Annotated in this window: 27 protein-coding genes and 1 tRNA gene; 11 read left to right on the forward strand and 17 right to left on the reverse strand. The window is 70.3% G+C overall.

The window, feature by feature from the left end; genetic code table 11:
- Positions 1-4: 4 nt before the first annotated feature.
- The 7 genes from ACGFZS_RS09465 to ACGFZS_RS09495 all read right to left on the reverse strand — a co-directional run bounded on the left by ACGFZS_RS09465 (position 5) and on the right by ACGFZS_RS09495 (position 4,750).
- Positions 5-427, reverse strand: a complete 423-nt coding sequence (locus ACGFZS_RS09465) for a hypothetical protein (protein WP_393794612.1) — start codon at positions 425-427, stop codon at positions 5-7.
- A 168-nt stretch (positions 428-595) separates the two neighbouring features.
- Positions 596-1,345, reverse strand: coding sequence for a class E sortase (locus tag ACGFZS_RS09470; RefSeq protein ID WP_393794613.1), 750 nt, complete (start codon positions 1,343-1,345; stop codon positions 596-598).
- A gap of 19 nt (positions 1,346-1,364) precedes the next feature.
- Complete coding sequence (locus ACGFZS_RS09475; protein ID WP_393794614.1) at positions 1,365-2,405, reverse strand: class E sortase; 1,041 nt, start codon at positions 2,403-2,405, stop codon at positions 1,365-1,367.
- A complete protein-coding gene (locus ACGFZS_RS09480; RefSeq protein WP_094218623.1) occupies positions 2,402-3,040 on the reverse strand; it encodes an aminodeoxychorismate/anthranilate synthase component II in 639 nt (212 codons plus the stop codon). Before ACGFZS_RS09480 ends, ACGFZS_RS09475 begins: the two co-directional genes overlap by 4 nt.
- On the reverse strand, positions 3,037-3,198 hold the full coding sequence (locus ACGFZS_RS09485) for a hypothetical protein (RefSeq protein ID WP_355712426.1): 162 nt from the start codon (positions 3,196-3,198) through the stop codon (positions 3,037-3,039). Before ACGFZS_RS09485 ends, ACGFZS_RS09480 begins: the two co-directional genes overlap by 4 nt.
- Positions 3,199-3,250: 52 nt before the next feature.
- The gene (locus ACGFZS_RS09490) at positions 3,251-3,937 is read right to left on the reverse strand and encodes a class E sortase (RefSeq protein ID WP_365695049.1); all 687 of its coding nucleotides are present in this window, start codon (positions 3,935-3,937) and stop codon (positions 3,251-3,253) included.
- A gap of 24 nt (positions 3,938-3,961) precedes the next feature.
- Positions 3,962-4,750, reverse strand: coding sequence for a DUF881 domain-containing protein (locus ACGFZS_RS09495; RefSeq protein ID WP_393794615.1), 789 nt, complete (start codon positions 4,748-4,750; stop codon positions 3,962-3,964).
- Positions 4,751-4,902: 152 nt separating this feature from the next.
- On the opposite strand from ACGFZS_RS09495, the gene crgA reads away from it, so the two are divergent.
- On the forward strand, positions 4,903-5,157 hold the full coding sequence (gene crgA / locus ACGFZS_RS09500) for a cell division protein CrgA (RefSeq protein ID WP_355712432.1): 255 nt from the start codon (positions 4,903-4,905) through the stop codon (positions 5,155-5,157).
- A gap of 264 nt (positions 5,158-5,421) precedes the next feature.
- Here crgA and ACGFZS_RS09505 read toward each other — a convergent pair whose 3' ends face one another.
- Together ACGFZS_RS09505 and ACGFZS_RS09510 are read right to left on the reverse strand one after the other, a co-directional pair.
- Positions 5,422-6,312, reverse strand: a complete 891-nt coding sequence (locus tag ACGFZS_RS09505; protein WP_393794616.1) for a rhomboid family intramembrane serine protease — start codon at positions 6,310-6,312, stop codon at positions 5,422-5,424.
- A gap of 94 nt (positions 6,313-6,406) precedes the next feature.
- Complete coding sequence (locus ACGFZS_RS09510) at positions 6,407-6,940, reverse strand: peptidylprolyl isomerase (protein WP_365695052.1); 534 nt, start codon at positions 6,938-6,940, stop codon at positions 6,407-6,409.
- A gap of 328 nt (positions 6,941-7,268) precedes the next feature.
- On the opposite strand from ACGFZS_RS09510, the gene ACGFZS_RS09515 reads away from it, so the two are divergent.
- A complete protein-coding gene (locus ACGFZS_RS09515; RefSeq protein ID WP_393657313.1) occupies positions 7,269-7,964 on the forward strand; it encodes a DUF5324 family protein in 696 nt (231 codons plus the stop codon).
- A gap of 101 nt (positions 7,965-8,065) precedes the next feature.
- On the opposite strand, the gene ACGFZS_RS09520 is transcribed toward ACGFZS_RS09515, so the two are convergent.
- Positions 8,066-8,138, reverse strand: a tRNA-Ala gene (locus ACGFZS_RS09520).
- 142 nt (positions 8,139-8,280) lie between these two features.
- Between ACGFZS_RS09520 and ACGFZS_RS09525 the strand changes: the two genes are divergently transcribed.
- Complete coding sequence (locus tag ACGFZS_RS09525; RefSeq protein WP_089100435.1) at positions 8,281-8,829, forward strand: DNA-binding protein; 549 nt, start codon at positions 8,281-8,283, stop codon at positions 8,827-8,829.
- A gap of 163 nt (positions 8,830-8,992) precedes the next feature.
- A complete protein-coding gene (locus tag ACGFZS_RS09530; RefSeq protein WP_393794617.1) occupies positions 8,993-10,480 on the forward strand; it encodes a serine/threonine-protein kinase in 1,488 nt (495 codons plus the stop codon).
- Here the strand turns inward: ACGFZS_RS09530 and ACGFZS_RS09535 are convergent.
- Both ACGFZS_RS09535 and ACGFZS_RS09540 read right to left on the reverse strand, forming a co-directional pair.
- The gene (locus tag ACGFZS_RS09535; RefSeq protein ID WP_393794877.1) at positions 10,444-11,787 is read right to left on the reverse strand and encodes a hypothetical protein; all 1,344 of its coding nucleotides are present in this window, start codon (positions 11,785-11,787) and stop codon (positions 10,444-10,446) included. The genes ACGFZS_RS09530 and ACGFZS_RS09535 overlap by 37 nt on opposite strands.
- A gap of 189 nt (positions 11,788-11,976) precedes the next feature.
- Positions 11,977-12,105: a DLW-39 family protein gene (locus ACGFZS_RS09540; protein ID WP_003999697.1), complete on the reverse strand. Its 129-nt coding sequence runs from the start codon at positions 12,103-12,105 to the stop codon at positions 11,977-11,979.
- A gap of 350 nt (positions 12,106-12,455) precedes the next feature.
- Between ACGFZS_RS09540 and ACGFZS_RS09545 the strand changes: the two genes are divergently transcribed.
- From ACGFZS_RS09545 to ACGFZS_RS09555, 3 genes are all read left to right on the forward strand, one after another.
- Positions 12,456-12,809: a DUF6344 domain-containing protein gene (locus tag ACGFZS_RS09545; protein WP_393794618.1), complete on the forward strand. Its 354-nt coding sequence runs from the start codon at positions 12,456-12,458 to the stop codon at positions 12,807-12,809.
- 170 nt (positions 12,810-12,979) lie between these two features.
- A complete protein-coding gene (locus tag ACGFZS_RS09550) occupies positions 12,980-13,768 on the forward strand; it encodes a GntR family transcriptional regulator (protein WP_365695056.1) in 789 nt (262 codons plus the stop codon).
- Entirely contained in the window at positions 13,765-14,544 is a 780-nt protein-coding gene (locus tag ACGFZS_RS09555) for a glycosyltransferase family 2 protein (RefSeq protein ID WP_393794619.1), read from the forward strand. The genes ACGFZS_RS09550 and ACGFZS_RS09555 overlap by 4 nt, the downstream gene beginning before the upstream one ends.
- A 24-nt stretch (positions 14,545-14,568) precedes the next feature.
- Here ACGFZS_RS09555 and ACGFZS_RS09560 read toward each other — a convergent pair whose 3' ends face one another.
- Genes ACGFZS_RS09560 through ACGFZS_RS09570 form a run of 3 tightly spaced genes read right to left on the reverse strand, consistent with a single transcriptional unit; the run spans position 14,569 to position 16,965 of the window.
- The gene (locus ACGFZS_RS09560) at positions 14,569-15,498 is read right to left on the reverse strand and encodes an FkbM family methyltransferase (RefSeq protein WP_393794620.1); all 930 of its coding nucleotides are present in this window, start codon (positions 15,496-15,498) and stop codon (positions 14,569-14,571) included.
- A gap of 3 nt (positions 15,499-15,501) precedes the next feature.
- Positions 15,502-15,705, reverse strand: a complete 204-nt coding sequence (locus tag ACGFZS_RS09565; protein WP_355712452.1) for a ferredoxin — start codon at positions 15,703-15,705, stop codon at positions 15,502-15,504.
- Positions 15,706-15,753: 48 nt separating this feature from the next.
- Positions 15,754-16,965: an amidohydrolase family protein gene (locus ACGFZS_RS09570; protein ID WP_359211508.1), complete on the reverse strand. Its 1,212-nt coding sequence runs from the start codon at positions 16,963-16,965 to the stop codon at positions 15,754-15,756.
- Between the two features lie 194 nt (positions 16,966-17,159).
- On the opposite strand from ACGFZS_RS09570, the gene ACGFZS_RS09575 reads away from it, so the two are divergent.
- The 3 genes from ACGFZS_RS09575 (at position 17,160) to ACGFZS_RS09585 (ending at position 22,658) form a co-directional block, all read left to right on the forward strand.
- Entirely contained in the window at positions 17,160-17,609 is a 450-nt protein-coding gene (locus ACGFZS_RS09575; RefSeq protein WP_365695059.1) for a DoxX family membrane protein, read from the forward strand.
- A 75-nt stretch (positions 17,610-17,684) separates the two neighbouring features.
- Entirely contained in the window at positions 17,685-18,155 is a 471-nt protein-coding gene (locus ACGFZS_RS09580) for a hypothetical protein (protein WP_393794621.1), read from the forward strand.
- 432 nt (positions 18,156-18,587) lie between these two features.
- Entirely contained in the window at positions 18,588-22,658 is a 4,071-nt protein-coding gene (locus ACGFZS_RS09585) for an AAA family ATPase (RefSeq protein WP_393794622.1), read from the forward strand.
- 428 nt (positions 22,659-23,086) lie between these two features.
- Here ACGFZS_RS09585 and ACGFZS_RS09590 read toward each other — a convergent pair whose 3' ends face one another.
- Positions 23,087-24,472 carry a tyrosine-type recombinase/integrase gene (locus ACGFZS_RS09590; protein WP_393794623.1) on the reverse strand — a complete coding sequence of 462 codons (1,386 nt, stop codon included), beginning with the start codon at positions 24,470-24,472 and terminating at the stop codon, positions 23,087-23,089.
- A gap of 460 nt (positions 24,473-24,932) precedes the next feature.
- Complete coding sequence (locus tag ACGFZS_RS09595) at positions 24,933-25,355, reverse strand: helix-turn-helix domain-containing protein (RefSeq protein WP_393794624.1); 423 nt, start codon at positions 25,353-25,355, stop codon at positions 24,933-24,935.
- A 232-nt stretch (positions 25,356-25,587) separates the two neighbouring features.
- On the opposite strand from ACGFZS_RS09595, the gene ACGFZS_RS09600 reads away from it, so the two are divergent.
- Complete coding sequence (locus ACGFZS_RS09600) at positions 25,588-26,079, forward strand: hypothetical protein (protein ID WP_393794625.1); 492 nt, start codon at positions 25,588-25,590, stop codon at positions 26,077-26,079.
- Positions 26,080-26,113: the final 34 nt, after the last annotated feature.

The following is a 26,113-nucleotide window of genomic DNA, read 5'->3' on the forward strand; positions in this document are numbered from 1 at the left end:
ATTGTCAGGTCCAGTCGGTGCAGGAGTTGAGCTTGGTGTCGCCTTCGAAGCGCGCCACTTCCACCCCCGTCTCCGCGATACCGTTCGAGGTCTGCGCGGTGGTGCTGAGCGTGAGGGTTTCACCCGAACCCGCCGTGAGCGAGTGCCACGCCCACGTCGTCGTCGCGCTGCTCCCGACCGCCTTGCTGAGGAAACGGATCCGCACGTGGTGCCCGTCGGCGGAGGTGTCCGTGACCGACAGCGCGATCTTGAATTCCTGGTACGGCCACAGGTCTCCTGACGGCCGGGTCGCTCCCATGCTGCCCCGTGCCCCGGTGGTCGAGCAGCTGGCGGTGCCGCCCGCGGCGGCCGACGCCGGACTGGTGAACGCGATCGTGGCCACGGCCGCCGCGGTGCAGGCGAAGGCTATGCGCGAGCGATTTCTCATGTCTTCGTCCTCCTTGGTTCCGGTGGCCTCGCTTCTCCATGCCGAAGCCCCCCGTGATCTTTGCCAAGGGTTAACCAGGAGTCGATCGAACTCAAGCTTTTATTCGCACACTTGGTCGAAATTCAGTCACCCTGTCCGGGGCCCGTTCCCTGCCGAATCCGACAGTTCTCAGCGCAGTTCCTTCGGCGGGGTCCGCTTGCTGTCCACCTTCTGCACCCGCACCAGCTCGCCCCACACCACGTACCGGTAGCGGCTCGTGTAGACCGGGGTGCAGGTGGTGAGCGTGATGTAGTGGCCCGGCTTGGTCTTGCCGGACTCCTTGGGGATCTGGGAGAGGACCTTGACGTTGTACTTGGAGGTCTCGGGGAGGATGTCGTAGACCTTGTAGACGTACCAGTCGTCCCGCGTCTCGAAGACGACCGGGTCGCCCACCTTCACCTTGTCGATGTTGTGGAACTTGGCACCGTGGCCGTCGCGGTGCGCGGCGAGGGTGAAGTTGCCGGTCTTGCCGGTGGTGGGGAGGGTGGCCTTGGCAGGGTCGGTGTAGTAGCCGGCGACGCCGTCGTTGAGGACGTCCGTCGACGTGCCCTTCTCGACCAGCACCTCGCCGTTCCTCATGGAAGGGACGTGCAGGAAGCCGATGCCGTTCTTCGTGTTCAGCGCGCCGGGACCGGTGTCCTGCTGGGCCCAGGTGTCACGGACCTTGTCGCCCTCCCGGTCGGCCTTGCGGTCGGCGACGACGTTCGTCCACCACAGGGAGTAGACGACGAACAGGCCGAGCACCAGGCCCGCCGTGATCAGGAGTTCACCGAAGACGCTGACCGCCGTCGCGATCCGGCCGATCGGCCGACGGCCCGGTGCCGGGGCCACGTCCGGCGCGTCGGTCTGGTCTTCGGTGTCGTCGGCGGTCGCTGCCACTGTTCCTCTGCCTCTGCCCTTACTCGACGAGCGCGTCCGGCTTGCCCTTGCTGCGCGGGCGTTCCTCGACCATCTTGCCCCAGACGATCAACCGGTACTTGCTGGTGAACTCCGGCGTGCAGGTGGTGAGCGTGATGTAGCGGCCCGCCTTGGTGAAGCCCGACCCCTTCGGGATCGGGTCCAGCACACTCACGTTGCTGGGCGCCGTCACCGGAAGCATCGACGTCACCTTGTACACGAAGTACTCGTCCTGCGTCTCCACCACGACCGCGTCACCGGCCACCAGCTTGTTGATGTACCGGAACGGTTCGCCGTGCGTGTTGCGGTGCGCGGCCAGCCCGAAGTTACCGGTCTTGTCCTGCGGCATCGCGGTCTTCAGCACACCCTCGCCGTAGTGGCCCACCATGCCCTTGTCGAGGACCTTCTTGTTGCTGACGCCCTCGGCGATCGGCGCCACCACGTCCAGCTTGGGGATGTGGAGGATGGCGAAGCCCTGCCCGGGCGCGAAGACACCGGGCGCCCGCTTGCCGCTCGCCCAGTCCTTCTGGAGGCTGCTGGCCTCGCTGCCCGCCTGGGCGTGGGCGCGCACGTTCGTCCACCACAGCTGGTAGGTGACGAACAGCAGCATCAGCACGCCGGTGGTGATGAACACCTCGCCTATCGCCCGGCTCGCCACGACGGCCGGCGAGGGCTTGCGCAACCGCTCCCGGCGCCGGGCCTCCACCCGGGACAGGGCACGTCCCGACGCCTGGCTCTCCTGAGGTGCCGTCTCCGGTGCGCCGCCGTGGCGGCCACCGCGGCGCTTGGCGGCCTTTCTGCGGGCCGCGCGGCCGCCACCTGGGACTCTGGTGGCAGAAGAGGCTGCTGTGCCCGCAGAAGCCGATATGGGCGGCGGATCAGGGATCCGCAGGGCGACGGTCTCCTCGTCGATCGGCGGGAGATACGCCGTGGCCTCCCCGACCGGCGGAAGGTACGCCGTCTCCCCGAGCGCGCCGGAGCCCCCGTACGACTGATCCCCGTACGAGGTATCGGTCTCGCGCTCCGGGCGCAGCGCGGTCACGCCGTGGCCCTGCCCACCACCGGGGCGAGCCCCGCCGACCTCGCCACGGCCCCCTGGTCGCCGCACTCCACCAGCCAGTTGGCCAGCATCCGGTGCCCGTGCTCGGTCAGCACCGACTCGGGGTGGAACTGCACGCCCTCGACCGGGAGTTCACGGTGGCGCAGCCCCATGATGATCCCGTCGTGTGTGCGGGCGGTCACCTCCAGCTCGGCCGGGACCGTCGCCGGCTCGGCGGCCAGCGAGTGGTAGCGGGTCGCGGTGAAGGGCGTGGGCAGCCCCGCGAAGACCCCCCGGCCCTCGTGCTCCACCAGCGAGGTCTTCCCGTGCAGCAGCTCGGGCGCCCGGTCCACCACACCGCCGTACGCCACCTGCATCGACTGCATGCCGAGACACACACCGAAGACCGGAACGCCCGTGGCCGCGCAGTGGCGGACCATGTCCACGCACACGCCGGCCTCCTCCGGTGTCCCGGGACCGGGCGAGAGGAGAACGCCGTCGAAGCCGTCCTGGGCATGCGCCGTCGACACCTCGTCGTTGCGCAGCACCTCGCACTCGGCGCCCAGCTGGTACAGGTACTGGACCAGGTTGAAGACGAAGCTGTCGTAGTTGTCGACGACGAGAATCCGCGCGCTCACTGGTTGTCCACCGTCACATCGTTGAAGGGCAGCAGCGGTTCGGCCCAGGGGAAGACGTACTGGAAGAGGACGTAGATCACGGCCAGGACCAGCACGAGTGAGATCAACGCCCTCACCCACGCGTTCCCCGGCAGATGCCGCCAGATCCAGCCGTACATGCCGTCCCTTCCGTTCCACCACGGCACCAGAATCCCGCCGTACTGCACCAGACTAACGGCGCAGCGCCTTGGGTTTGCCTGCCTCCACAGGCTGTGTGGAGTCCAAGTGCGCCCAGACGATCAGCCGATGGCTGTGCCCCCATTCCGGATCGCACGTGGTCAGCGTGAGATAGCGCCCGGGACGCGTATACCCTGACTTACGTGGCACAGGGTCGATCACTTCAACGTCCGTCGGAACTGTTTTGTAGGGGCCTTTGTCGATCCGATACGTGAACCAGGTCGTGCCGTCCGTCAGTACGATCGCGTCCCCCACCCGCAGCTTCGGGAAGTCGAGGAACGGGTCGCCGTACGTGCGCCGATGGCCGGCGACCGCGAAGTTGCCCTCCTGGCCGAGCCGGGCGGTGCGGGCGTAGTGGGCGAGGCCCTTCTTCAGCACATCGGTCCCCGTGCCCTCCAGGACCGGCTTGTTCCACGTGAAACCGAACCGCGGGATGTACATGATCGCGAAAGGCCTGCCGTAGTGGTACGCGGCCGGCTCGGCGGGGGCGGCCGCGGAGGCCCCGGCCGTGGGGTGGACGGCGGCACTGTCCGACCACTGGCGCTGTAACTGGTCGATCTGGTCGTGCATCACGCTGTCGGCCTTCACACCGGTCCAGAACAGCACATACACGACAAAGAGCACTATGAGCGTGCCGACGGTGATACAGAGCTCGCTGACGGTCCTGACGATCACGCGCACCGGCGGCTCCAAAGGCCGAGCTGCTTACTCCACGGGCTTCGCGTAGTGCAGATCCACTGTGCCCGAGTAGCCCGGCAGAGTCACCGTCCCGTCCTCGGTGACTTTCCAGCCGAGACCGTAGACGTTGACGTACACCATGTAGTTCTGGATGGCCTCGGAGTCCGCGAGCGCCTGCTGCATCTTCGCGGGGTCCCCGACCGCCTGGATCTTGTACGGCGGTGAGTAGACGCGGCCCTGGAGGATCAGGGTGTTGCCCACACAGCGCACGGCGCTGGTGGAGATCAGCCGCTGGTCCATGACCTTGATCCCCTGGGCGCCGCTCTGCCAGAGGGCGTTCACCACGGCCTGCAGGTCCTGCTGGTGGATGACCAGGTAGTCGGGCTGCGGCTCGGGATAGCCGGGCAGCTTGGCGGTGGCGTTCGGCGGGGCGTCGTTGAGGGTGACGGTGATCGCCTTGCCGGTCAGCTTCTGCGTGCCGGCGTCCTTCTCCAGCCCGGTCAGCTTGTCGTCCTGGGCCTTGGTCGAGCCGTCGTCGCGTTCGGCGAGCTTCTCGTTCTGGTCACGGGTGCTCGCGTTGGACTCGTCCAGCTCCTTGTTCTTGCGGCTGCGCTCCTGGATCAGGTCGGACAGCTTCAGCAGGTTGTCGTCCGAGCGGATGTCGGTGCCCTTGGCCGTGTTGAAGCTGGTGAAGAAGAGCAGACCGGCGAGGGCGAAGACGCCCACGGTGAGAATCCGCACCGGCCGGAAGCCGCCCTTGCGGGCCGGCGCCGAACCCGTTGATCCGGTCGCGTTGGAGTCGGCAGAATTGCTCAACGTACCCTTATCTCCTTCAGCGCCACGGAAGCACTACGCTAACGGACGCCCGGGGGAGCGCTCAGTCTGCCCTTACTGTCCCCTTGTACGCTGCCCCGAGCCCGACCCAGTTACCTGCGCGGCCACGCAGCGCATCGACAGGAGAGACCCTCGTGCCGAAGTCACGTATCCGCAAGAAGGCCGACTACACGCCGCCCCCGGCGAAGCAGGCGACCGCCCTGAAGCTGAACAACCGAGCCTGGGTCGCGCCGGTGATGCTGGCCATGTTCCTCATCGGGCTGGCCTGGATCGTCGTCTTCTATGTGACCGACGGTTCACTGCCGATCGACAGCCTCGACAACTGGAACATCGTCGTGGGCTTCGGCTTCATCGCGGCCGGCTTCGGCGTCTCCACGCAGTGGAAGTAGCTCTGCCCAGGGTTATCCGCTGAGTTATCCACAGGCCTGTGCATGGACCTGGGGAAAAGAAGACGATCTGTGGATAACCCGCCAGGCGTTGACGCCGGTACGACTACCACAACACTCGCCGTAAAACTGTTCGCCCCCTCCCTGACCTGCGGGAACGCAAGTGAGTGGGAGGGGGCGCAGTTGTGCGCGCACGTTGTGCACAAGATCCGCCACGAACTGTGGACAACGGTTCGGCAACAGTGCAGCGAGCCGCCGTGATCGGGCTCAGGTGAGCTGGGCGGTACGGACGACCGTGAGTACGACGGCCAGGACCAGGACCAGCGCGCAGGTGCCGTACTGGATGAGGTTCCGCCGCTCGCGCGGGGCGTGCACCATCGCGTACCCGGTGATGACACCGGCGACCAGGCCGCCGATGTGGGCCTGCCAGGCGATACCGCCGCTGAAGGAGAAGATCAGGTTGATGACCAGCAGGGCGATGACCGGGCGCATGTCGTAGCGCAGGCGGCGCACCAGTACGGCGGTGGCGCCGAAGAGGCCGAAGATCGCGCCGGACGCGCCGAGAGAGGCCGAGGTCGGGGAGACCAGCAGATAGGTGAGCGCGCTGCCCGCGAGGCCGGAGACGAAGTAGAGCGTGAGGTAGCGGACCCGGCCGAGGGCCGCTTCCAGGGGGCCGCCGAGCCACCACAGGCTCATCATGTTGAACCCGATGTGCCAGATCTCCTGGTGCGCGAACATCGACGTCACCATGCGGTACCACTCGCCGTCGACCAGCCCCATGGTCGGGGCGTACGGCTTCGGCGGCCACTCGCCGATCAGGACGAGCTGGTCGGCGAGCGACGGCCGTACCTGGATGGCCAGGAACACCGCCAGGTTGATACCGATCAGGATCTTGGTGACCAGCCGCGGGTCCGCGGCGACCGTGCCGCCCGCGATGGTGCGGGGCCGGGACGCGGCCGGGGGCGGGCCGCTGTGGCCGGCGGTGGTGCCGCGGACGCACTCGGGGCACTGGAAGCCCACGGAGGCACTGACCATGCACTCGGGGCAGATGGGGCGCTCGCACCGGGTGCAGCGCACGCCGGTCTCGCGGTCCGGGTGCCGGTAGCACATGGGCAGGCTGTGGGCGTCCTGCGCGCTGCCTGCCGCCTGGTCCTCCATGGGGTCCCCTCGCTCGTGGTGGTCACCATTGTGCCCCGCACATCCTTACGGACGGGCGGGGCGTTTGGTTCCCTTCGGAGGCCGGTCCGGGACTTCAGCTCTCGCGCTTCTCGACGAGCACCGTCTCGACGACGACGTCCTTCTCGGGCCGCTTGTTCGGGCCGCTGACGGCGACGGAGGCGATCTTGTCCACGACCTTCTGGCTGTCCGCGTCGGTGACCTCGCCGAAGATGGTGTGCTTGCGGTTGAGGTGGGGTGCGGGGTTGACCGTGATGAAGAACTGCGAGCCGTTGGTGCGCGGGCCGGCGTTGGCCATGGCGAGCAGGTAGGGGCGGTCGAAGCGCAGGTCGGGGTGGAACTCGTCCTCGAACTTGTAGCCGGGGCCGCCGATGCCGGTGCCGAGCGGGTCGCCGCCCTGGATCATGAAGCCGCTGATCACCCGGTGGAAGACGGTGCCGTCGTAGAGGGGGGTGGCGGAGACGGTGCCGGTGGCGGGGTCGGTCCACTCGCGCTCGCCGAGGGCCAGCTCGACGAAGTTCTTGACGGTCTTGGGGGCGTGGTTCGGGAAAAGCCGGACCTCGATGTCGCCGAGGCTGGTCTTCAGAGTGGCGTAGAGCTGCTCGGCCACGGTCCGCCTTCCGTTGTGCTCATGTGCGCCCGGGTGTAACCCGGTGCTGGCTTGGACGGCACGATCCTCGCACGGTACGGCGGCTCTGTGGCCCGGCTGCGGCCTGCCGGCGGACATCCTCACGAATCGCTTGCCGAAACCCGGCGGAGTCCCCTCGTCCGGCCGGGGGCGCGCGGCGCCGATCCGTGGCATTGTCGTCGACAAGCCCCTCTTAGCTCTGGTTGCACCCGTATGCCCGCCCTCGCGCGCCGCCCGGCCCGTTGGCAGGCATGATCCCTAAAAGGGTGGAAAGTCGAAATACCGTACGCCACCGAGGAGGAGGAAACCCGTGACCCGCAAAGAGAGCGTGCGCGCCGCGACCAGTTCGGCGAAGGACAGCGTGCGGCACGCCGCGGAAGCGGTGGCGCCCTACGCCGACACGGCCAAGGAGCGTGCCGCGTACTACGCGCAGGAGGCACGCGTACGGCTCGCGCCCGTGGTGTCGCAGGCCGCCGAGCAGGCCCGCGTCCAGTACGACGCCCGTCTCGTGCCGCGCCTGGAGCAGGCCCGCACGCATGTGCCGCCGAAGGTGGACCAGGCCGCGCACGATGCGGCGGATCTGACCCGCAAGGCCGCCCGGCAGGCGGCCGACTACTCGCGTCCGAGGATCGAGCAGGCCGTGGCGGCGGCCGGGCCGGTCCGTGAGGAGGCCTCGGCGCGGGGTGCCGCCGCGCTGGCCGCGCTGCGCGGCAATGTCTCGGCGGAGGACATCGAGAAGCTGGCCCGCCGGAACCAGCGGCGCTCGGCGTACGGCCGTGCGTTCAAGGCGTTCGCCGTGTTCGGTCTGCTGGCCGGTGCGGGCCTCGCGGCCTGGAAGTGGTGGGACAAGCAGGCCAACCCCGACTGGCTGGTCGAGCCGCCCGCGGCCACGGAGGTTCCCGACGGCGGCCGCCTGGGCTCGGTGGACGGCAGCTCCCCGCTCGATCCCGAGGTCCAGGCCAAGGAGGCCGAGGAGCGGGCGAACCGGGACGGCAAGAAGCGCTGACCGGTCGTGTTCCACGTGAAACCAACGGCATGAACCGGCATGAACCGGCGTGAACAGAGAAACCCCCTGACCGCGTTTCCGCAGGTCAGGGGGTTTTGTTGTGGAGCCTAGGGGAGTCGAACCCCTGACATCCGCCATGCAAAGACGGCGCTCTACCAACTGAGCTAAGGCCCCGGCGCTCAACAGAGTACCGGGTCACCCCCCGTACCTCGCAAAAAGATTGGGGGTCCCCCCGGATGACCACGCTCCGTAAGATGCTCGACGAGGTTCGCTGTAGCGAACCGTGGATTTTTTGGGGAAGCGATGGGGAGACGCAATGGACGCCGCACAGCAGGAAGCCACCGCCAGAGCGCGGGAGCTGCAGCGGAACTGGTACGGAGAGCCGTTGGGGGCGCTCTTCCGTAAGCTCATCGACGACCTGGGGCTCAACCAGGCTCGTCTGGCGGCGGTCCTCGGACTGTCCGCGCCCATGCTGTCGCAGCTGATGAGCGGCCAGCGGGCGAAGATCGGCAACCCGGCCGTGGTCCAGCGGGTGCAGCTGCTCCAGGACCTGTCGGCGCAGGTCGCGGACGGCAGCGTGAGCGCGGCCGAGGCGACCGAGCGGATGGACGAGATCAAGAAGTCCCAGGGGGGCTCGGTGCTCAGCAACACCACACAGACGACGAGCGGTTCGGGAGCGCCGACGGTCAAGCGGGTGGTCCGCGAGATCCAGTCGCTGCTGCGCTCGGTGGCCGCCGCGGGCGACATCATCGACGCGGCCGACACGCTCGCCCCGACCCATCCGGAGCTGGCGGAGTTCCTCCGGGTGTACGGCGCCGGCCGTACCTCGGACGCGGTCACGCACTACCAGTCCCACCAGAGCTGAGCCACGGCCCGGCACACCGGAGGGGGTCCGGTGGACCGGGCGGGGCAAGGCCCTGGCAACGGGGGGACGCGAGAGGGGTCGTATCGCTCATCCGGGGGAAGCAAGGGGGGTAACAGGCAAGGGGGTGGCAGGGGGGACCCGAGGGGGAGGGGCACGGGCAGTCATGGGTGAGGTCTTCGCGGGCCGGTACGAACTGGCCGACCCGATCGGTCATGGCGGGGTGGGCGCCGTCTGGCGCGCCTGGGACCACCGGCGGAAACGCTATGTGGCGGCCAAGGTGCTCCAGCAGAGCGACGCCCACGCGCTCCTGCGTTTCGTGCGGGAGCAGGCGCTGCGCATCGACCACCCCCATGTCCTGGCTCCGGCCAGCTGGGCCGCCGACGACGACAAGGTCCTCTTCACCATGGACCTGGTCGCCGGCGGTTCGCTGGTCCATCTCGTCGGGGACTACGGGCCCCTGCCCCCGTCGTTCGTCTGCACGCTGCTCGACCAGCTTCTCTCCGGCCTCGGCGCGGTGCATGCCGAGGACGTGGTCCACCGGGACATCAAGCCCGCGAACATCCTGCTGGAGGCCACCGGCACCGCCCGTCCGCGCCTGCGGCTCTCCGACTTCGGCATCGCCATGCGGCTCGGCGAGGCCCGGCTGACCGAGACCAACCTCGTGGTCGGCACGCCGGGTTACATCGCCCCCGAACAACTGCTGGGCGCGGAGCCCGACTTCACGGCCGACCTGTTCGCCGTGGGCCTGGTCGCCCTGTATCTCCTGGAGGGGGCCAAGCCGGACGCCAAGGCGCTCGTCCAGTACTTCGCCGAACACGGCACCCCGGGGGCTCCCAAGGGCATCCCCGACCCGCTCTGGGAGGTCGTCGCCGGTCTCCTCCAGCCCGATCCCCGGTCCCGTTTCCGTACGGCCACGGGTGCCCGCAAGGCCCTTGCCCAGGCGAGGGAGCTCCTGCCGGAGACCGACGCCGACGACGAGTCGATCGAGATCTTCGACCAACTGGGCCCGCTGCCCTCGGGGTTCGCGACGGAGGGTCCCCTGCGGAGGGCGTCCGGGATCGACACGGGCACCGGCACGTCGGGTACGGGGTCGGGGTCGGGTTCGGGCGCCGGTCCCCGTCCCGGTTCGGGTTCGACGGTCGGAGAGCGGTCGTCCGCTCAGGCGGTCGCCCCGACGGGGCTCCCGGACGCTCCCCCGGCCCCCGCCGGCATGTCCGACACCGGCAGCTTCCGGCTCCCGCCTCCCCAGACCCAGACGCCGACGCCGACGCCGACGCCCCCCACCCCGGCCGCGGAACCACCCCGGCCGACACCGCCGTATCCGCCGTACGCCCTGCCGCAGCCGCAGCCGCAGCCGCAACCCCAACCGGCCGCCCCCGTCACGCAGTTCCACACTCCCTGGCCTCCCGCGCAGCCGCTTCCCCCGGTCCAGCCGGATGCCGACACGACCACCGCCACCTACACCACCCGGGACCCGCAGACGCCGCGGACGCCGGAGGCCGGGCAGGCCGCACCGGTGGGGGTGCGGACCCATGGGCGGCGTCGGCGCCGGGCCCGTCGCCCGGGGCCGCCCGCGAAGGCGGCCGTGCCCATGCTGCTGCTGGCGCTGGCCTGTTACGCGGTGGGTTTCTGGGCGTTGACGCGGATCTGAGTGCGGCGGGCGGTCAGGGTCCACACGCCGAGGACCAGCAGCAGGGCGGTGCCCGTGCCGATCCCGGCCACGGCGAGCGCCCGCATCGCGGTGTCGTCGCCGCCGGTCGCGGTCCCGAGGCTCCCCTGGTCCGACGACGCGTCGAAGAGGCCCGTCGGGACGGACGAACCGGCGTATTCGGGGCCGGAGTTCGGGGTGCCGTCGAGCCGGACGCGGAGGGTCACGCCGTACGGTCCCGGCCCGAAGGTGTCCGCCGTCTGCCCGGTGAGGTGGACGACGAGGTAGTAGGCGCCGGCGAAGCGGAGGGCGTTCTGTTCGCCGGAGACGGCGTACCGGTTGGCGTACGCCACGGGTGGCAGGGGGTCCAGGGAGGACGACTTCTGGGTGCCGTCGTAGCCGAGGGAGAGGTCGTCGACGTAGCCGCGGACCGGGTTGTAGAGGGAGAGGTTGAGCGCGGCGCTGACATAGCCGTGGGCGTCTCCGCCGGTGCTGCCGAGGTCGACGGTGGCGTGGAGCTGCCGGCCCCAGGTGACGGGGACCGCGTAGTAGAGGGTCTGGCCGGGGGTGATGCGGGTCTGCCAGACGCCCTGGTCGAGGGTGCGGGCCGTGCTGAAGCCGGCGCCGCCGGTGCGGCGGTGGGGGTCCGTGGTGAGCGGCTCGGGCGACGCGGAGTTCCAGGCCTCGGGGGCGGTGGTGGCGCCCGTGGCGGCCAGGGCGGGTTCGGTGGCGGGGGCGATCTCCAGGTCCCAGCTGCCCGGGGTCGTGGTCCGGGAGCCGGACACGGCGCGTTCGACGACCAGGTAGTAGGTGCCCGCGTCCTTGCAGAGCGCCCCGCCCGCCTCCCGGCGTCCGAGCGCGGTGATCGGGCGGGGGCTCAGTCCGGCGCCGAAGCGGGCGCTGTCGTAGTGGCAGGAGACCCCGTTGGCGTCCTCGACGGAGACCGTGATGCCGTCGCTGGCGGAGACGGTGGCGTCGGACGGCGGGACGGCGGTGACGGGGACGTACGCGTCGGTGGCGGCGGCGAGTTCGAGGCGGAAGTAGAGCTGCCCCTTGTCGGGGAGGGAGCTGCGGTAGGTCTCGCCGGGTTCCAGGGGTACGGCGTCCGCGGTGCCCTTCGCCCCGGTGACCGTGCGGGCGTCCGGGGCGAAGGCGTATCCGCTGCCGCCGTTCGCCCCGGCCGGGGAGGCCAGGGAGAGCAGAGAGGCCGGCAGCAGTGCCGCCAGCGCGAGGGCGGCTCCGAGGCGGGCTCCGAGAGGGGCCGCCCCGCCGGTGCCCCGTCGCCCCGCCGTCGTACGCCACCGCCGTATCACGCGCGCCCCCAGCCGTCGCCCGCCCGCCGCCGAAGTCCCGGGCCCGCCCCATACTGCCCCGCGCGCCCGCGCGCCACCCGGCAATCGGTACGACCGTCCGAAACACCCGCGTCGCGCCGGGGCCCGGAGAACGCAAAACCCCGACCGCGAGGCGGCCGGGGTCTCAGTGTCGTCTGTTGTCGGTACTCACGAACCCGTGGGCACGGAGTCAGTCGCCTCCGTCCACAGATCCTGCTCGGCGCGATCCGCCTGGATCTGGCGGTACACGAGGAGCCCGCCGATGGCGGCCAGTGCGACCAGGAGAAGCTTCTTCACCGCGCGACCTCGTCTCTTCCTTGACGTAGGGGACCTCTGGCGCCCGACTATACACACCGACCGATACCGATCGGTGACCTGGCTTCCGGCCCGCATCCGGCCTCAACTCCGGCCTCCGGCAAGGTGTTGCGCGCGGCCGGGGCCGTTCCGATCGGAGGGTGATCACACCCCCACGGACGGTTACTTTGGCCCCTCTCGCCTGCTTTTAGGAGTTTTCTGACCTTCCTGCGTCCAACCGGGTGGTGTTCATCTGAACATCGACGCGCCACGGGTCGACGTCCCCCACTTCGCGATCCCCATACACATCATGAGGAAAGTACGCAAATCGCCCAACCCGAAAGTGAGGGGCCATGGCCCGGAACGCCAAGGTCATGAAGCTGTGGACCGCCATCGTCACCGCCTTCCTCGCGCTGTGCACGGCGCTCGGATTCGTCTCCGCCACCACCGCCGCCGCGGTACCGCAGACCGAGACCCCGCGCAACAGCAGCGGCGACGAGCACGGCAGCGAACAGGTCCCCGACCGGGTCAGGATCCCCGCACAGACTCACTGGCTCTGGTCCCAGGCCAGGTCCCTGCCCCCCACGATGAAGCAGCGCATCCGGGCCGAGGCCCACGGCAAGACCCCCAGCTGCCGCCACCGGTCCCTCGACACGACCGAGTCGGAGACCGCGGCCGAGACCCCCTCGGAACAGCTCGACTGCTGACCCGCACAGCCGGCTGAGACGCAAACGGCGCAAGGGCGACTTGCGTACGTACCAGCGCCTACTGCGACAGAGACCCGCGACCGGGAACCGGCCGCGGGTCTTCGCACGTCCGGGGCCGCGGGCGGCCGCCCGACTCATCAAGTCCTCTTGAGGAGTCGTAGCCTGAGAGCGTGCCCAAGGCCTACGAGGAGATCGCCGACGATCTCCGCCGCGCCATCCGGGACGGCGCGCTCAAGCCCGGTGCCCGGCTGCCCTCGGAGGCGGAGCTGGCCCGGCGGCACGGCCGCAGCGTGCCCACGGTGCAGAACGCGCTCCGGCTGCTGAGCGCGGAGGGCCTGATCGACAAGCGGCACGGCACCGGCACCTTCGTGCGCCGTCCGCGCACCCGCGCCGTCCGTGACAACACCCGGCACCAGTGGGAGAAGAACCGCGCCCGGATGCCGGAGGCCGCCCGTGCCGAGACCGGCGCGACCGAGCACGACACCGGACTGGTCCTCGACGACCTGGTGTTCTTCGCCCGGTACCGCGAGCTGACCGCGCCCAGCGACCTCGCGGACGCGTTCGGGGTGCCGGAGGGCACCGTGCTGCTGGAACGCACCTACCGGACCCGGCACGCGGCCGAGAGGGGCCCCTTCAGCCTGGTGACCTCCTACCTCGTCCGTGACATGGTCGCGGCGAACCCGGCGCTCCTGGACGAGACCAACGAACCCTGGCCGGGCGGCACCCAGAACCAGCTGCACACCGTCGGCGTCGAGGTCGGCCGTGTCGAGGAGCGCTTCACCGCCCGCCCGCCGACGCCCGAGGAGGCCCGGGAGCTGGATCTGCCGTCCGGCACCTCGGTGATCCTGCTGCACAAGACCTCGTACGACGTCCACGACCGCATCGTGGACATCACCCTCGTCACGCTCCCCGGCGACCGCACGGAGCTGCTCTTCACCACATACCTGGAAAGGTGGTGAGCGCTGCCGTGAGCCGGCGCGCCACTGTCGTCACCGTCGTCACCGCGGTGCACGCCCCGTCGGCCCGCTTCCTGCCGGAGGCCTACGCGTCGCTGTGCGAGCAGCGGCTGCCGGACGGCTGGGAGTGGCGGTGGCTGGTGCAGGAGGACGGATACGGCGACGAGGTGCGCCCGTACGTCCCCGACGACGCCCGGGTGTCGTTCCGGCAGGGCCGGGCCGGTGGTCCCGGTGTCGCGCGCACCATCGCGCTGGCCCGGGCCGAGGGGCCGTACGTCAGGATCCTCGACGCCGACGACCGGCTGCCGCCGGGCGCGCTGGCCCGTGATCTGGCCGTGCTGGAGGGCGACCCGGCCGTCGGCTGGGCCACCTCACGGGTCCTGGACCTGCTGCCCGACGGCTCCACGGCAGGTTTCCCGGGCGATCCGCAGGAGGGCCCGATCGAGCGCGGAGCCGTGCTCGACCACTGGACGGCGAACGACTTCCGCGCCCCGGTCCACCCGGCCTCCCTCTTCGTCCGCCGCGAGCTGCTGCTGGCCCTCGGCGGCTGGATGGCGCTGCCCGCCTCCGAGGACACCGGGCTGCTGCTCGCGCTGAACGCGGTCAGCCGGGGCTGGTTCTCGGCGGCGACCGGGCTGCTCTACCGCAAGTGGGAGGGCCAGGTCACCGGCCAGGCCGCGCACACCGACCCGGTGGAGCGGGGGGCCCGGATGGCCGTCGTCGAGGCGCGGGCGCGGGCACTGGCCGACTTCGGGTGGCAGTACCCGCCGGGCCGCTAGCGCCCAGGGCAGGGTCGCTGGCGGTCAGGGCAGGGTCGGCGCGTCCACCCGGGAGAAGACCAGGTCGCTCTCCTCGGTCACCGGCCCGTCCCAGCGGACCGGGACCACCGGCTCGCCGTGCAGCGCCCGGGGGTAGCTGTCGGCCGCGTAGCTGTTGGCGAGCCGGTAGACGTGGTAGCCCGCGTCGGTCATGGTGCGCAGCAGGTCGTCCGCCGAGTCGCCGAGCTGGGCCATGCGGTCGGGGGTGACCTCGACGGTGAGCTCGGCGTCCGGGCGCAGCTTCTCCAGCAGCGGGGCGAGTCCGCGGACCACCGCGCCCTCGGCGCCCTCGACGTCGATCTTGACGACCCGGGCGGTCTCGATCTCCTGCGGCAGCAGCAGCTCGGGCAGCGGTACCGCCTCGATGTCGAAGGTGGACTCGGCCGGGCCGTCCCACGGGACGATGCTGTTGGCGCCCATGTTGCGGGAGCTGGCGAGCACGAAGGTCAGGGTGCGGTGGGTGTCGGAGATGGCGGCGTTGACTGCGCGGATGTTCCGGCAGCCGTTGAGCGCGCCCTGCTGTTCGAGGCGGCGGTGGAAGGCGGGGGAGGCCTCGACGGCCACGACCCGGCCTCGGTCGCCGACGAGTCGCGAGGCGAGCACGCTGAAGACGCCGATGTTGGCGCCGACGTCGACGAAGCAGTCCCCCGGTGCCAGCCGGGCGCGCAGCCAGCGGGTCATGTGCGGTTCCCACACCCCGAAGAGGTAGAGATAGCGCTGGATGAGGTCCTGGGTGTCGACCGCGAACCGGGCGCCGGAGCGCGTCTCGACGACGCGCCGCCGGGGGTGGTCGCGCAGGTAGGGGTTGAGCGCGCGGGCCGCGCGGGCCTTGCCCCAGGGCACCGGTGAGTCGCGGACGTAGCGGCGGCCGAGCGTGGCCAGGAGTTCGGTGAGTTCCGTACGGGTGTCGCTCATCCGCTAGTCAGTGATCCTTCTGCCGTCGATCCGGATCGCCTGGGACGGGCAGCGCTCGGCGATGTCCCGGATCAGTTCGTCGTCCCCGGACTCCTCCCGTCCGGGCAGGACGAAACCGTACCCGTCCTCGAAGCCGAACACGGCGGGCGCCCGGAAGGCGCACTCACCCGACCCGTAGCAGACGTCGGCGTCCACGGAGACCTTCATGCCGGGTCCCCTGCCCCGCAGGGGACCCGCTGAACCGGTCGTGTCCGGTCAGGTGAAGGGCAGCTCCAGCATCCGGATCGCGTTGCCGCGCAGCAGCTTGTAGGCCACCTCCGGGGCCAGTCCGCCCACGTGCTCCTGGGCCACCCGCTTGGTCTCCGGCCAGGTCGAGTCGACGTGCGGGTAGTCCGTCTCGAAGGTCGCGTTGTCCACGCCGACGGTCTCGATCGCCTCGATGCCGTGCTTGTCGCGGAAGAAGCAGCAGAAGATCTGCCGGTAGTAGTACGTCGACGGCGGCTCCGGGATCAGGTCCTTCACCCCGCCCCAGGCGCGGTGCTCCTCCCAGACGTCGTCGGCGCGCTCCAGGGCGTACGGGATCCAGCCCATCTGGCCCTCGCTGTAGGCGAGCTTCAGCCGGGGGAAGCGCACCAGGACCCCGGAGAAGAGGAAGTCCATCATCGAGGCCATGGCGTTGTTGAAGCTCAGCGAGGCCTGGACGGCGGGCGGGGCGTCGGGGGAGGCGGCGGGCATCTGCGAGCTGCTGCCGATGTGCATGTTGACGACCGTCCCGGTCTCCTCGCAGGCCGCGAAGAACGGGTCCCAGTAGCCGGAGTGGATGGACGGCAGGCCCAGATAGGTGGGGATCTCGCTGAAGGTGACGGCCCGGACGCCCCGTGCGGCGTTGCGCCGGATCTCGGCGACGGCCAGGTCGATGTCCCACAGCGGGATCAGGCACAGCGGGATCAGCCGGCCGCCGCTGTCCCCGCACCACTCCTCGACCATCCAGTCGTTGTAGGCGCGGACGCAGGCCAGCGCGACCTCCTTGTCGTCGGCCTCGGCGAAGGTCTGTCCGCAGAAGCGGGGGAAGGTCGGGAAGCAGAGGGAGGCCTCGACATGGTTGATGTCCATGTCCTTGAGCCGTTCCTTCGGGTCCCAGCAGCCGGGCCGCATCTGCTCCCGGGTGATGCCGTCGAGCGTCATCTCGTCCCGGGAGAACCCGACGGCCGCGATGATCCGCTTGTACGGGAAGAGCAGGCCCTCGTACTCCCACCAGTCGGTGAGCTGGCCCGCGGGGTCCGTGGTGAACCGGTACTTGCCGCCGATGTAGGCGAGTTCGCCGATCCCCGCGGTGAAGGGCTTGGGCCCCTTGTCGCGGTACTTGCCCGGCAGCCACCTCTCGAAGAGGTGCGCGGGCTCGATCACGTGGTCGTCCACGCTGACGACCCTCGGCAGATCCTGGGTGCCGGTCGCGTCCACTGCCATGCCTACCCCCTGCTGCCTGCGGAGATTCCGTTATATCTGACGACCCATCAGATTTGGCGTCGACATTCAGGCTAGGCCCAGCGGCCGGGACCAGCAAGGGCCGCCGGAAACACGTCCACCCCCTTGCGGGCCGCGCCGCCATCCGCTGAACTGACGATCCGTCAGATATGCACGGGGATCCGGGGAGGTGCGGGATGCGATCAGCCTTGCTGAGCGGTGCCGAATGGTTCGCGGTGCTCCGCATCGGGCTCGGGCTGTGGTGGCTGGAGAGCTGGCGGCACAAGGACAAGAAGCAGTGGTTCGGCGGCGGGGGCATCCGCTGGGCGGCCGGCATCGCGGAGAAACACCGCTGGCCCGTGGTCCGCCGGGGCTTCGACACGGTCGTCGCACCGCGCCCCCGGCTGATGGCCTACGTCGTGGCGTACGCGGAACTCGCCCTGGGCCTCGGCCTGGTCTCCGGCTTCCTCACCCCGATCGCCCTGGTGGCCGGCCTCCTGCTCAACCTGGTCTACCTGGTCCTCATGATCCACGACTGGGCGGAGCAGGGGCAGAACCTGATGATGGCCCTGATCTCCCTGGTCGGCCTGTTCGCGATCTGCTGGCAGAGCTGGTCCCTGGACTCCGCGCTGGGACTGTTCGGCTAGCTCACCACGCCGTATGGCTGGAGTCTTCGCGCCCGGCGTGGCACCCTGCCCGCGCCCGGCAGCGAGGAGGCGGAGATGACTGATCCCTCGACCGAGACGCTCAGGAAACTGCACTCCGCGCGTGCGCGCAGTGCGTACGAGCGTGCCGCGGCCGTCTGCCGCCATGCGGGGATCGCCCCCGACGCGGCCCAGACGGTCCCGACGAGCCCGGTCGGCCGGGCGGCCAACGCGCTGCGGCTGTCGGCCCAGTCGCTCGCCGCCCTGGCCGGCATCGCGCCCGGCACCGCACCCGACCCGGCGGCGGACGCCCGCTGTGCCCGCAACGCGGCCGCCACCGCGGCGCTGGCCGCACAGGTGGCCGCTGCCCTCGACGACCGCCCCGAGGCGTCCGCGGCCCTGGCGGCCGCCCTCACCGCGTCCCGGGCGGCGGCGGTGGCGGCCGCCGGAACGGCGGCGGGGCAGGACACGGCGCTGAACACCGCTGCCGACGACGCGGAGGAACGCGCGGTCGAGGCGGCGCGTACGGCGGGCTGGCTGCGGGACTGAGAACAGGTCGCTGCGCGGGCCGGTACGGCGGCCCATCCGAGGCCCGGACCGACCCTGGAAGCCCGGCCGCACCCCGGGTGAACGGTGATCCCGTGCCGTTCGGCACCGGTCCCTCCCCACGTGGGGACCGGTGCCGAACGGCGCGGGTGGCGTCGGACCCCGCCTGCGGACGGGCGGCCTGCCCAGTCGGAGAGAGCGGCTGCCGTCGTCGCGCCACTCCGGCAGGTGATCGCCGCAGGAAGCTGACCGAGAACGTGCGGTGCCGTGAACCGTCTCTGCGGATGCTGAGCTGGTCGGCCTGTCGGGCGACGCCCGATTGCCGCGGTGCTGTGGCGAAATCCTGCCAGTCGAGGAGTACATCTGAGGAGGCCATGACGTCCGGTCCAAGGCTTCGCCGCAGGTCAGCCGTATAAAGTGAGTTTTCCGGTCCGGATGTCCAGCAGCGGGGGAAGTAAGGGGTGGAGAGCCTTGGGTCCCGACGCAGGGGCACGCACAGCCTTCGCGGAACGACTCGCGCTGCTGTACAAGGAGGCCGGTAACCCTCCGCTCAAACGCGTCGCCGAGGCGGTCGACCGACTGCACCGGGTCGACGAGCGGGGCCGGCCGGTGCGGGTCTCCGCCCAGCGGATCAGTGACTGGCGCCGGGCGAAGAACGTCCCCGCGCAGTTCGCCGCGCTCTCCGCCGTGCTCCATGTCCTCGTCCCGCAGGCCCGCCGCGCCCAGCCGGCACCGGTCTCCTCGGGGCTCTACGACCTGGCCCAGTGGCAGAAGCTGTGGGAGCGGGCGGTGGCCGACCCGGTCGGCGAGCCGGACGCACCGGAGGCGGCGGAGGAGACGGAGGCGCCGCCGGTCGACAGCGTCTGCCCGTACCGCGGTCTGGCCTCCTACCGCCGTGAGGACGCCCGTTGGTTCTTCGGCCGCGAACGCAGCACCGACGCGCTGGTCGCCCAGCTCCACTCGGCGGAGGACGGCGGCGGTCCGGTCATGCTGGTCGGCGCCTCGGGGGCGGGAAAGTCCTCGCTGCTGAACGCCGGTCTGGTCACCGCGCTGCAGAACGGCGCCCTGGCCGACGAGGAGGGGCGCCCGCGCGAGATCCTCCAGCTCGTGCCGGGAGCGGATCCGGTCAAGGAGCTGACCCGACGGATACCCGAGCTGGCCGATCTGGCGGACCTGGACGACCGGGAGGCCGTCCGGGCAGCGGTCACGGCGTGGGCCCGGCGTGAGGCCGGGGATGTTTCACGTGAAACATGGCCGTCGGGATCCGACACGACCCGTACAGCCGGTCCGGCCCGTACAGCCGGTCCGGCCCGACCGGTCCTGATCGTGGACCAGTTCGAGGAGACCTTCACCCTCTGCGCCGACGAGACGGACCGGCGCACCTTCGTCCAGCTCCTGCACACGGCCAGCACCTCCGCCGATGCCGACGAACCCGCTCCCGCCCTGGTCGTCCTCGGCATCCGTGCCGACTTCTACGAGCAGTGCCTCGGCTACCCCGAGCTGGCCGACGCGCTCCAGCAGCGCCCCATGGTGCTCGGTCCGCTGACCACCGTCGAACTGCGCGAGGCCGTGGCCGGTCCCGCCAAGGCGGTGGGGCTGGAACTGGAGCCGGGGCTCGCCGAACTGATCGTCCGTGAGGTGAGCGCCGACGGCCCCCGTGGCGCCCATGACGCGGGTGTCCTCCCGCTGCTCTCGCACGCCCTGCTCGCCACCTGGCAGCGCCGCAAGGCGGGCCGGCTGACGCTGGCCGGCTATCGCGCGGCCGGCGGTATCCAGGGCGCCGTCGCCGCGACCGCGGAACGCGCCTGGTCCAGCCTCGACCCGGCCGCCCGCACCGCCGCCCGGCTGCTGTTGCTGCGTCTGGTCCGGCTCGGCGAGGACACCCAGGCGACCCGCAGGCGCGGCACCCGGCGCCAGCTGGCCGCCGAGTCCACCGACCCGGTCAAGACGGAGGAGTCACTCGAAGCCCTGGTCCGCGCCCGGCTGGTGACGCTGGACGCGGACACGGTGGAGATCACCCACGAGGCGCTGCTGCACGCCTGGCCCCGGCTGCGCGAGTGGCTCGACGAGGACCGCAACGGCAATCTGCTGCGCCAGCGCCTGGAGGAGGACGGCCGGGCCTGGGACGAGTCGCACCACGACGCGGCGCTGCTCTACCGGGGTTCACGGCTCGAACAGGCCCACACCTGGGCCAAGTCGGCCGACGACACCTTCCTGACCCGCAGCGCGGTGGAGTTCCTGGCGGCCGCGGTGCGGCTGCGCCGTCGTACCGTGTGGATCAGCCGGACCGCCGTGGCAGCGCTCGTCGTGCTGGCGATCCTGGCGGCCGGCTCCGCCGTGGTCGCCCGGCAGCAGCGGGACGACGCGATGTTCGAGCAGGTGGTGGCCGAGGCCGACCGGTTCCAGTACGCGGACCCGTCGCTGTCCGCCCAGCTCGACCTGGTCGCGCACCACCTGCGCCCGGACGACGAGGGCGCCGCCAACCGCCTGATATCCATCGTCAACGCCCCGCTGGCCACCCCGCTGCTCGGCCACACCGGAGCGGTCTACCTCACCAGCTTCAGCCCCGACGGCAAGGTCCTGGCCACCGCCGCCTACGACCGCACGGTCCGGCTGTGGGACGTGAGCGACCCGACCCGGCCGAAGGCGCTCGGCAGACCACTGCTCGGCCACACGAGCTGGGTCTCCAGCGCGGTCTTCAGCCCGGACGGCCGCACCCTGGCCAGCGCGGGCGACGACGGCACCGTACGCCTGTGGAACGTCGCCGACCCCAAGCACCCGGCGGCCCTGGGCGCCCCGCTGACCGGCCACAACGGCACGATCTACCTGGTCGCCTTCAGTCCGGACGGCCGCACCCTGGCCACCGCCGACGAGGACCACACCGTCCACCTGTGGGACGTACGCGACCCGCGCCACCCCTCGTCGCTGGGCACCCTGACCGGCCACACGGAGGGCGTCCGCTCCCTCGCCTTCAGCCCCGACGGCCACACGCTGGCGACCGGCAGCGACGACAACACGATCCTCCTGTACGACGTCTCCGACCCCCGGCAGCCCCGGCGGGTGGGCGCTCCGCTGACCGGGCACGCCGCGACCGTGCACTCCGTGGCCTTCAGCCCGGACGGCAGGACCCTCGCGAGCGGCAGCAAGGACGACACCGTACGGCTGTGGGACGTCTCCGACCGGGCGCACGCCAAGGCGCTCGGCGGGCCGCTCACCGGCCACACCGGGCCCGTCTGGTCGGTGGCCTTCAGCCCCGACGGCTCCATGCTCGCCGCGGGCAGCGCGGACTCCACGGCCAGCCTGTGGAACGTCGGCAACCCGGCCTTCCCGTCCCAGGTGGGCGAGCCGCTCGCGGGCAGCAGCGGCGAGATGTACGCCGTCGGCTGGAGCCCCGACGGGCACACCCTCGCCACCGGCAGCGGGGACGGCAAGGTGCGGCTCTGGTCGATCCCGGGGTCCGACATGATCGGCGAGGCGGGGGCGTTCAGCCCCGACGGGCGCGTCCTGGCCACCGGCGGCAACGACAGCAGGATGCGGCTGTGGAACATCATGGACCCGGCCCGGCCCACGGCGCTCGGTGAGCCGTTCCGGACCGGCTGGCGCGACCTGCGGTCGATGGTGTTCACCCGTGACGGCCGCACGCTGGTCATCCTCACCGGCGAGAACAACGTCAACTGGGTGCAGCTCTGGAACGTCTCCGACCCCGCGCATCCCGCCCAGTACGGCGCGCCCGTCCGGCTGAACACCCGGTACGCGGGCGCCGAGGCGCTGGCGCTGAGCCCCGACGGGCGGACCGTGGCCGCCGACTACGACGACCGCACGGTGCAGCTCCTGGACATCTCCGACCCGGCCCACCCCAGGCGCCTCGGCGCGCCCCTCAAGGGCCACACCGGCTATGTGAACGCGCTCGCCTTCAGCCCGGACGGCAGGACCCTGGCCAGCGGCAGCGCGGACGGCACGGTCCGCCTCTGGAACGTCTCCGACCGGACGCACGCCAAGGCGCTCGGCGCCCCTCTCACCGGCCACCTGGGCCCCATCAACACGCTCGCCTACAGCCCCGACGGGGCCACCCTCGCCAGCGGCAGCGACGACGACACGGTCCGCCTCTGGAACGTCTCCGATCCCGCCCGTGCGAGCCGTCTGGGCCCGGTCCTCACCGGCCACACCGAGGCGGTCGTCTCCCTGACCTTCAGCCGGGACGGCAGGATCCTGGCCAGCGGCGGCAACGACAACACGGTCCGCCTCTGGAACGTGTCGTCCCCGTCCTCCGCCCACCCCATCGGCCAGTCCATGAGCCCCAACGCCAAGACCGGCAACTTCCTCTCCTTCGGCCCGCAGAGCGACATGCTGGGCGTCTCCAGCGGCGCCGGCACGGTCCGGCTGTGGAGCCTGGACGTCACCGAAGCCGTCACCCGCATCTGCTCGGTCACCCGCAACGTCCTGACCCGCGAGAAGTGGCAGGAGTACCTCCCCCGCCTCGCCTACGACCCGCCCTGCAGCGACTGAACCACCCCCACATCTGACACCGCTTGAGTGATCCCGATCACAACTGCTCACCACGGCGAAGAAGTTGGCTCCCCCCGCACAGGCCACCTTGTTACGCTGACCACAACCCGGTCGCTGGTGCATCCCCCGTCGCCAGCGACCGGGCCTTTTCATGCCCACCGCCGCCCCTCCCGCCCCACGAACGCCAAAAACCCCCGATCCATCCGGACCGGGGGTCTTCGTACTGGTGGGGCTAACAGGATTTGAACCTGTGGCCTCATCCTTATCAGGACCCGACTCACAAAATTCGATCTTCGCAGGTCAGGGAACCAGCTGGCCCGAACCCCATCTACGTCCGTCTACATCCCCTGGCATCCCCTCACCCCTGTCGAGCGTACGCCGCTCCTGGGGTAGTTCTGGGGTAGCGATGGGGTAGCTTCCGGCGCAGGTCAAGCCACCAGCCGGAGGCGCCGACCGTCCACTTGCCGGTCCTCAAGGGCCGCCAGGACCTGACCCGCGTAGTCGGCCGCCGCGTGCGTGTACTGCCACGTGACCTCGCCCGCGCGCTCGTGCCCGAGGACTTCCTGAGCCACAGCCTCCGGCACTCCCCGGTCGTGCAAACGGGACGCGTATGTGTGCCGCTGGTCGTGGAATTCGGGCCACCACTGCTGTTTGACTTTTTCCTCCATCGTCTTCCGGCCGGTCTCCGGGTCGATGACTTCTACCTTGATCTTCTTCTTCCGGACGCGCGCAATGCCCGCGTCCTGAATTGACTTGATCCACTGCCGGTAATAGGTCGTCCGGCGGAGCGGCGCGCGGTACGGCTCGCCCGGGCCCCCGTTCATCTTGCTCCCCCGGCGGACGGAATTCCGGCCTCGGAACACCAGCTCGGCTTCGCACAGCCCATCGCTGTCCGGGTCGGAGCGGTTCAGGCTCGGCGGGTCGTTCTGCATGTGGTGGCGCAGAACGCCCCAGGCGCGCGCGGTGAGGGGAACCGTGCGCAGGCCCGCGTCGCTCTTCGGGTAGGCCTTCCTCTTGATGCGGCCACCCTGCTCGATGAGGACCTCGCGCACCTGGATGCGCCGGCCGACGAGGTCGACGTTGCAGCCCCGGAGCCCGGCGATCTCACCCCAGCGCAGTCCGGTCTCCTGGGCCACGATCTGGACCACCCGCATGTGCTTCGGCAGACAGCGACGCACCCGGCGCAGCTGCGCGTACGACGGGCCACGCCGGTCCTCGGGATGTTGCTTCTTGATCGTAGGGAGCTTGACGCCGTCGGCCGGGTTGTAGGGGAGGCGTCGGTCGAGCTTCGCGGCCTCCAACATCCGATCGAGGACCTGGAAGGCCTTCACGACCGAGCTGGCCGCAAGCGGGCCGCCGTTGCCGTCCCAGATCGAGTTGACCCAGTTCTGGATGTCGAGCCAGGTGAGGTCGAAGAGCTGCCAGCTACCGAAGGCCGGCTCGACGTGGTTGCGCCATGAGCGGAGGTCGCGGTCCTCGGTGTTCTCCTCCAGCCGCGGTTGCTGACTGGGCCACCACAGCTTGTGCCAGGCGCAGAGCGTGATCCCGCCGCGGGCCGGATCGATCCATCGGCGCTGCCGGATCTCGGTGCGGGTCTGCTCCAGTGCAGCGTTGGCTTCGTCCCAAGTTGGCCGGAAGAGGCTGCGGACCCTCCCGGATGGGTCGGTGAATCGCCCTTCCCAAGAGCCGATGTGGTCGTCGGTCGGCGGCCGGCCGCCGGGGTGCCGCCTCAGGCAGGCGGGGCAACCGCACCTCTTGCTCGGGCTGGGCCTGGGGTTGTTGGTGACCCGGGGAAGGGTCGACTTGCGCACCATGCGGGGCGTACTCCTGATCAGAGAGTGTGTGCGCCGGCGGTGACCGCGAAGGGCAGCTCGATGGGCTCGCCGCAGAAGCAGCGGAGGCCGGCACCTGGGACGTCAGGCACGCCGAGGTCGATCGTCAGGATCGCGTGAAGCTCTCTGATCAGGTCGTGAGGGTGGGTGCCCCTGCGGACGAGGATGGTCACCTCGCGTGGGTCCCAGATGGCGATCCGTGGGAGGTCGTCGACCTCAGCAAGGAGAGTGCACACAGGTGTCCCCCAGGTGGTGCGGCAGCACTGAATGGACCGCTCCGGGAGGACAGCGGGTGACCGATGGTACCCACATGTGCACATGGTGTGGAGATCGTTTGAGCGAATGAACTGCGGTTTGTTTTCCGCTATCTGAAACCCGGTCAGCCACCTCATTTCCGGACAAAAAAACAGGTCGCCCTCAGTTAGGCAACCCTTACCGGCCGCTACGAGACGCGACTGACCGTGAGCTGAGCCTCGGCATACCGGACAACGTCACGCTGCCGCTCCACCGGCAGTTCGCGATAGATCCGCAGCAGCCGCGCCTCGCGCTCCGCGTCACCCCCTCCGGGCACCGCCCTCCCGACCGCGGCGAACATCTGCGCTGGCGTGACGTCCTTCCCCCAGTCGTCACGAAGCACGCGAACAAGGTCGCGCAGCACGTCGGATCCGACCCGCGACGTGCCCCTGGTCCGCCTCATCCAGGCGTTGAGCGTCGCGTAGGGGATGCCGGCCTCGGCTGCCAGGTCTTTCGGAGTCCGGCCGGGCCTCTTTTCGGTGAGGCGCCCAAGCAGTGCCGCCAGGTCCTCGCCCTGGGAGGCGGGAGCCTCGGCGGGATGTTCGCCGGGGTCGTTCTGGTGGCTGGTCACGCCATGAGGATCGGCTATCGGCATCTACATGCGCAAGTAGATCGCAGATCGATGACCTGTATTTGACGGTGCTTGGGGGCATCTACATGACCCCTGTGCACCCCTCTGCGCCGCAAACACACCCCTGTGAACCCCTCTTGACCCGATACACATCTACACGTAGATTGTAGATACCGCAGGCCAGCAAGGCCTACGGGGTTCATCGATTCGGCCATGCGCCGGAGGTTTCACCATGCGACGACTGGAACAAGGTGCCCCGCTGCGGGCCGCCATGAAGGCGGCCGGGCTGGACATCGGCCGCCTCGCCGCCAAGACGAAGGAAGCAGATCCCGACCGGACAGGCCTGAGCAGGGCTCTGGTCGGCTTCATCGTCGGCACGGGCAAGACGGCTCGCGAGGACTGCAGCGACCACGCCGCCGGCCTCATCGCGGCCGCCCTCGATAAGCCGGTCAAGGACCTCTTTGAGGGGCAGCCTCTTTTTTTTGACGAGGGATCTACGTCTACACGTAGATCGCAGATCAAGCCTCGGAGGACGGCGCTCCCGGAGCAGCTCATGGATCAGCGGGAGCTGGCTCGATTCCTGCGCAAGTCGCCGTCCTGGATCGACAAGCAGATCACGGCGGCGAAGGAGCGCGACGAGTTGTGGCCGGGCCTGATCTACGTCGGCCACAGCCGGCGCTTCAACCCGCACGAGGTTCTCGCCGGCATGCAGCAGAGCGCCTGATTCACGCCGAGAGGCCGCCCCGGATGCGACCCGG

Origin of the sequence: Streptomyces sp. NPDC048288 (assembly GCF_043201555.1) — a bacterium.
GTDB lineage: Bacteria > Actinomycetota > Actinomycetes > Streptomycetales > Streptomycetaceae > Streptomyces.

Bases quoted from the DNA above. Each gene is read 5' to 3' on its own strand.
- ACGFZS_RS09530 (WP_393794617.1), top strand. From the start codon at position 8,993: ATGGGTGAGGTCTTCGCGGGCCGGTACGAACTGGCCGACCCGATCGGT.
- ACGFZS_RS09560 (WP_393794620.1), bottom strand. From the start codon at position 15,498: ATGAGCGACACCCGTACGGAACTCACCGAACTCCTGGCCACGCTCGGC.
- ACGFZS_RS09570 (WP_359211508.1), bottom strand. From the start codon at position 16,965: ATGGCAGTGGACGCGACCGGCACCCAGGATCTGCCGAGGGTCGTCAGC.
- ACGFZS_RS09465 (WP_393794612.1), bottom strand. From the start codon at position 427: ATGAGAAATCGCTCGCGCATAGCCTTCGCCTGCACCGCGGCGGCCGTG.
- ACGFZS_RS09590 (WP_393794623.1), bottom strand. From the start codon at position 24,472: ATGGTGCGCAAGTCGACCCTTCCCCGGGTCACCAACAACCCCAGGCCC.
- ACGFZS_RS09565 (WP_355712452.1), bottom strand. From the start codon at position 15,705: ATGAAGGTCTCCGTGGACGCCGACGTCTGCTACGGGTCGGGTGAGTGC.
- ACGFZS_RS09525 (WP_089100435.1), top strand. From the start codon at position 8,281: ATGGACGCCGCACAGCAGGAAGCCACCGCCAGAGCGCGGGAGCTGCAG.
- ACGFZS_RS09485 (WP_355712426.1), bottom strand. From the start codon at position 3,198: ATGTACGGCTGGATCTGGCGGCATCTGCCGGGGAACGCGTGGGTGAGG.
- ACGFZS_RS09600 (WP_393794625.1), top strand. From the start codon at position 25,588: ATGCGACGACTGGAACAAGGTGCCCCGCTGCGGGCCGCCATGAAGGCG.
- ACGFZS_RS09505 (WP_393794616.1), bottom strand. From the start codon at position 6,312: ATGGAGGACCAGGCGGCAGGCAGCGCGCAGGACGCCCACAGCCTGCCC.
- ACGFZS_RS09545 (WP_393794618.1), top strand. From the start codon at position 12,456: ATGGCCCGGAACGCCAAGGTCATGAAGCTGTGGACCGCCATCGTCACC.
- ACGFZS_RS09580 (WP_393794621.1), top strand. From the start codon at position 17,685: ATGACTGATCCCTCGACCGAGACGCTCAGGAAACTGCACTCCGCGCGT.
- ACGFZS_RS09585 (WP_393794622.1), top strand. From the start codon at position 18,588: ATGTCCAGCAGCGGGGGAAGTAAGGGGTGGAGAGCCTTGGGTCCCGAC.
- ACGFZS_RS09575 (WP_365695059.1), top strand. From the start codon at position 17,160: ATGCGATCAGCCTTGCTGAGCGGTGCCGAATGGTTCGCGGTGCTCCGC.